This window comes from Mycobacterium sp. 1165178.9, from assembly GCF_001673555.1.
In the GTDB taxonomy this organism is placed as follows: domain Bacteria; phylum Actinomycetota; class Actinomycetes; order Mycobacteriales; family Mycobacteriaceae; genus Mycobacterium.
Map to the genome: position 1 here is coordinate 1 of NZ_LZMB01000144.1, position 4,580 is coordinate 4,580.

The 4,580-nt window shown below is 68.7% G+C and carries 4 protein-coding genes and 1 pseudogene; all 5 read right to left on the reverse strand.

Annotated elements, in window-relative coordinates; all coding sequences use genetic code 11:
• Window positions 1-331, reverse strand: a 331-nt coding sequence (locus tag A5652_RS06920; protein ID WP_156745196.1) for a PPE domain-containing protein, incomplete at its 3' end; no start/stop codon positions are given.
• A 160-nt stretch (window positions 332-491) separates the two neighbouring features.
• Window positions 492-1,637 (reverse strand): PPE family protein, encoded by a 1,146-nt coding sequence (locus tag A5652_RS06925; RefSeq protein WP_067348256.1) that lies wholly within the window; start codon window positions 1,635-1,637, stop codon window positions 492-494.
• 208 nt (window positions 1,638-1,845) lie between these two features.
• The gene (locus A5652_RS06930; RefSeq protein WP_067348259.1) at window positions 1,846-2,652 is read right to left on the reverse strand and encodes an MBL fold metallo-hydrolase; all 807 of its coding nucleotides are present in this window, start codon (window positions 2,650-2,652) and stop codon (window positions 1,846-1,848) included.
• Window positions 2,653-2,777: 125 nt separating this feature from the next.
• Window positions 2,778-4,244, reverse strand: coding sequence for an HNH endonuclease signature motif containing protein (locus A5652_RS06935; RefSeq protein ID WP_067348262.1), 1,467 nt, complete (start codon window positions 4,242-4,244; stop codon window positions 2,778-2,780).
• 51 nt (window positions 4,245-4,295) lie between these two features.
• Window positions 4,296-4,580: pseudogene (locus tag A5652_RS06940) on the reverse strand (pseudouridine synthase); the annotation flags it as partial.

A 4,580-nucleotide genomic window follows, 5' to 3' on the forward strand; every position in this document is an offset into this window, starting at 1 on the left:
CGGCGACCACCGAGGGCTGCACCACCGTCCAGTGCGTCAGTTCGAAAGCCGCCGTCATGACTTCCGCCGACGTAGCGATCTCCCGGCACTGGACGGCGGTGGTGCGCAACCAGGCAAGGTAGGGCTCGAAGGCCTGGGCCATCGTCAGCGACGACGGGCCATGGTAGGTCGTAGACAGCCACGCCAGCTCCGCGCTGTAGCCGTCGGCAGATTGCTCGAGCTCCGCGCTGAGCTCCTCCCACGCCGCGGCCGCGGCGATCCATGACCAGGCCCCGGGTCCAGAGTGGATCAGCGCCGAAGTGACCTCCGGCGGCAGCATCCCGAAATCCATGAATTTTTACCTTGGGGAAGGACGTGGGCTGGACGAACGCTCTGCGTCGGCCCGTCCGGCGATTGGCGAGTGAACGAGGGCGGGACATGTCCCGCTGCTGGTCGCCATTGACCTGCACGGTAGCGGGATACGGCAGCCGTGGTCGTGGGGCGCCATCGTCTCATCCCGCCGATGGATTTCGAGGCAACACGTTGCCTTTGACCTCGCGGCCAACGGCGACGTCCTCGTACTTCTGCTGTTTACGTTTGCGCCAGCCGGTGCCCGCCGAGCCCGTCGTCGGCGGCACCATCATGGGCATGATCGGGAGCCCCGCTTCCGCCGCCGGCAACGGCGAGGCCGCGGACGCGAGCTGGACGCCGGTCTGCGTGCCCGGCAGCAGCCCCACCACGGCGGGCGGCGCGGTCAGCTTGCCCAGCGACACCCCAACGCCCATGGCCCCCGTCGGCGCCAGCCCTTCGCCGACGCCGCTGACGGCGTTGGACAGGCTGGCGGTGGCCGCTCCCAGGCCCTCCGACAAGCCGCTGCCGATGTCGCCGCCCACGCTCTGCAGCGCGCTGGCCGACGAGTTCTGCGCCAGGTAGCTGAGCATGTTGATGGGAAAACCGGACGAGATGAACTGGTTGCCCCAGGTGCTGAAGTAGCCGAACCACCCTTGGTTGGGGTCGCCGTCGGCGCCGAAGATGCCGACCGACGAGAGGTCCGAAACCAGGGAGTTCCCCACGTTGCCGGCGCCCAGGGCCTGGGCCTGGTTCACCGCCAGCTCTTGCCTGGCCGTCCCGCCCGGATCGGTGGCGGACAGCGGCGAATTGAAGTTCGACAGCTGCGTGGTCGCTTGCGACGACGACGCCTGATATCGGCTCATCGCCGCCGAGTTGTTCGCCCACATGGTCTGGTATTCGTTCTCGGTCTCGGCGATGGCCGCCGTGTTGGTGCCGAACCGGTTGGTGGCCAGCAGCTGCGCCAGCCGCGTCCGGTTGGCGGTCACCACCGAGGGATGAACCACCGTGGACCGGACGGCGGTGAAGGCCGACGCGGCGGACTCGGCCGAGGTCGCCATCTGCGAGGATTGCTGGGCGGTCTCGCGCAGCCAGAGCAGGTAGGGCTGGACGGACTGCAACATCGCCATCGCCGACGGCCCGTCCCAGGAATCGATGAGCGACGACAACGTCGAGGCATAGGTGGAGACCGAATTCTCCAGCTCGACGGCAAGGCGCTGCCAGGCGCCGGCAGCCTCGATCAGCGAACCCGCCCCGGGCCCGGTGTGGATGAGCGTCGAGGTGACCTCTGGGGGTGCAAAAAGATCCATCACGTCTCACAATGCCCACGCTGAGAACGCCTCAGCAAATTTGCGTTAACGAGGCCGCGGCGAGCTTTGAAACTCTGCACGTCGAAGCCTTTCACGTGCGGCCGGGACCTCCCAATTCGACCGCCACGTGTTAGGACACCCTATACCCAAAGCTGAGAGCGATTTGACATCTGCTGGCCCGGGACACTTACGCGACACCTGCCGTCTTTCAAACGGTCACCGAGGCGCCGCGATTCACCGTTATGATCCTGTCCTCCAGGCCCCGGCGCTGCATTTCCCGGGTGAAGTCGGCCAGCGGCGACGCGAAGGCCGCATAGTCGTCGAAGTGCACCGGGATCGCCTTTGGGAGGGCCAGCATGGCGACGAGTTCGGCGCCCTGGCGGCCGTCCATGGTGACGGTCAGACCGAACGGCAGCCGCCCGCCGGCGGGCAATCGGGTGCCGCCGAGGTGCAACATGCCCACGTCGATCGGGTCGAACCTGGCGGGAATCTCCTTGAGCTCCTCGATCAGCAAAGTGTCGCCGGAGATGTAGAGCCGCCGCCGGGGCGACCCATCGTCGGCGGCGAGATCCACCATGGTGCCCATCACGGGCGGGAGGAGCCGCTGGCTCCACCCCGGCGCGTGACGCCCCGGCAATGACGTGAGGGTGAGCGTGGTGGCGCCCTTCGTGATCGTGTGCTGCTGCCAGGTGGTCAGGCCACGCGCCTGCGCGAAGCCGCGCTTGTGCAGCCGTTTGGCGGCGTGCGGGGTGGTGACGACGGGCAGTTCGTGGTCGAGGCCCTTCTGCGCCACCCTGTCCCAGTGATCGCCGTGCATGTGCGACAGCACGATCGCGTCGATCGGGGGAAGTTCGCTGAGTTGCAACGCCGGCTCCTTGAGCCGTTTGGATACCAGCCCATGGCCGAGGTAGGCGCGCTGACCCCGGTGCAAGAAGTTGGGGTCGGTCAACAACGTCAGCCCGCCCGCGGAAATGAGCGTGGTGGCGTTGCCCACGAAAGTGACCGTGATGTCCATAGCCGTGGGCTACCCGGTCCCGCGCCTTCCATGCCGCTAGAAGGGCGGTGGATCGTCGGTGCCGGGTGGGCCGGGACCGCCGCTCGAGCCCGAGCTCCAGTCCGAGTCCGTGCCCGTGCCCATACTCATGCTTTCGGCCGCCGGCCCATCCGGGCGTCGCGGTTGTGCCGGCGTTCGGCGGCGATGCGCCCGGCGCGGTCCTGGGCGCGGGTGCGGCGCCGGGTGGGCATCATCGCGGTGCGGTCACCGCAGTAGTCGGCCGCGACGTCGGCCTCGGCGGCCGGGATCGCCCCGACGCCCTGGCACAAACTCGGGAACAGCAGCGCGCTGCCCGGCGTGGTGACATACGTGCGCCCGGCTGGTGAGGTCAGGATCAGCGTCGCGTCGGGCAGCTGCTTTTCCTGCCAGCCCCAGAAAGTTTTCACCAAATGATGTGTGCGGCAATAGCATTTGAGGTTCGACGCGTGCGTACGCCCGCCATCCGCATAGGGAATCGTATGGTCGACATCGCAATTGGCCGCTGGTTGGTCGCAGCCGGGCCAGCGGCACGTCAAGTCGCGGCAGCGCACGAAATCGGCCAGCGACTTCGACGGCACGTAACCCGGCTCGGGCGGCGCATCACCGGGGTGAGTCAGCAGCACCAACGTGGCCGACGCGGCCAGCTCGGCGACCAACTCCGGCGCGATCAAACCCTCGGCGCCCAGCTCGCAGGCCGGCGCCGAGCCGGTGCCGTCCAGACTGCCGCGCTCGGCGACCACGTGGATCACCACCGGCCCCGCCGACCGTTTGCCGGCCTGGCAATCGCGGCGCCCGCAGCGGCATCCCAACCGGTCCGCCCCGCCCGCCAACGCCCCCAACGCATCGGCGCGGCGCTGGTCGCGGGTGCGCGGGTCGTGCTCACACACCGCGGCCGCCAGCGCGTCCAGGCGCCGGTCCAGCAGGTGCGCATCCGGAGCGAGCAAGCTGCCCTGGATATGTGACAGGCCGTCCCCCGTGTCACCGATCCAGATCTCCCGCCCCACGATGCGCTCCCGGCGGCGCCGCACCGCATCCGCGTCGGCCCGAGCGACGACCTTGTCCACCTGCGCGGCCAGCCGGCGGGGAGTCATCGACGGCCAGCGCGCCACGTTGGCCGCCAGGCGGGCGTCCACCACCGCCAGCACCTGCGGGTCGGTGATCAGGTCCGTGCGGTACACCACCGTGGCGAACATCCGAAAGTCGATATCGCCGGCCTTGAACACCTCGCCCACCCGCGGCAGCCGCTCCCGCAGGGCGCGGGCGTAGCGCACCTTGCTTCCGGCCATGCCCTGACCGATCCGCAGCTCGGCGGCGACCTCCGCACTGACCGCCGCCTCGGTGTCGACGGCCCAACTTTCGGTCTCCGCGCAGCGTGACAGGCGATGCCCGAACAACTCACCGATGGCCGCGAGCTGGGCCGCCGCCGCCCGGTTCTCCGCGCGCGCGGCCACCCCAATCCTTTCCAGCAGCTCCGCCGACACCGGCGTGCGCGACGGATAGTGCCTTTCGAACAATTCGTCGAAGTACTCGATCACCTCGGGTGGTGGTCGGTGGCCCGGCCATCCTTCGAACATAAGTTCGACTATGCCACAGGCGACCGACAAACCGTCGGCGCTGCGCTACGCCTACGGCTCGACTCGGCGGCTGGCGAATTCCCGGCGCTCACCGGTCAGCGGATCGGTGAACTCAATGCGCTGCGCCAATAGTCGCAACGGCATGCTGAAGTCGTCGGCCGCCACGTCGATGATGTTGGGATACAACGGATCACCCTCTATCGGTATCCCCAGCGAGGCCATGTGCAGGCGCAGCTGATGGGTGCGCCCGGTGCTTGGGGTGAGCCGGTACAACCCATCCGCAGCCACCAGCTCCACGCGGGTCTCGGCATTGGGCGCGCCCGGCTCGCAGACCGC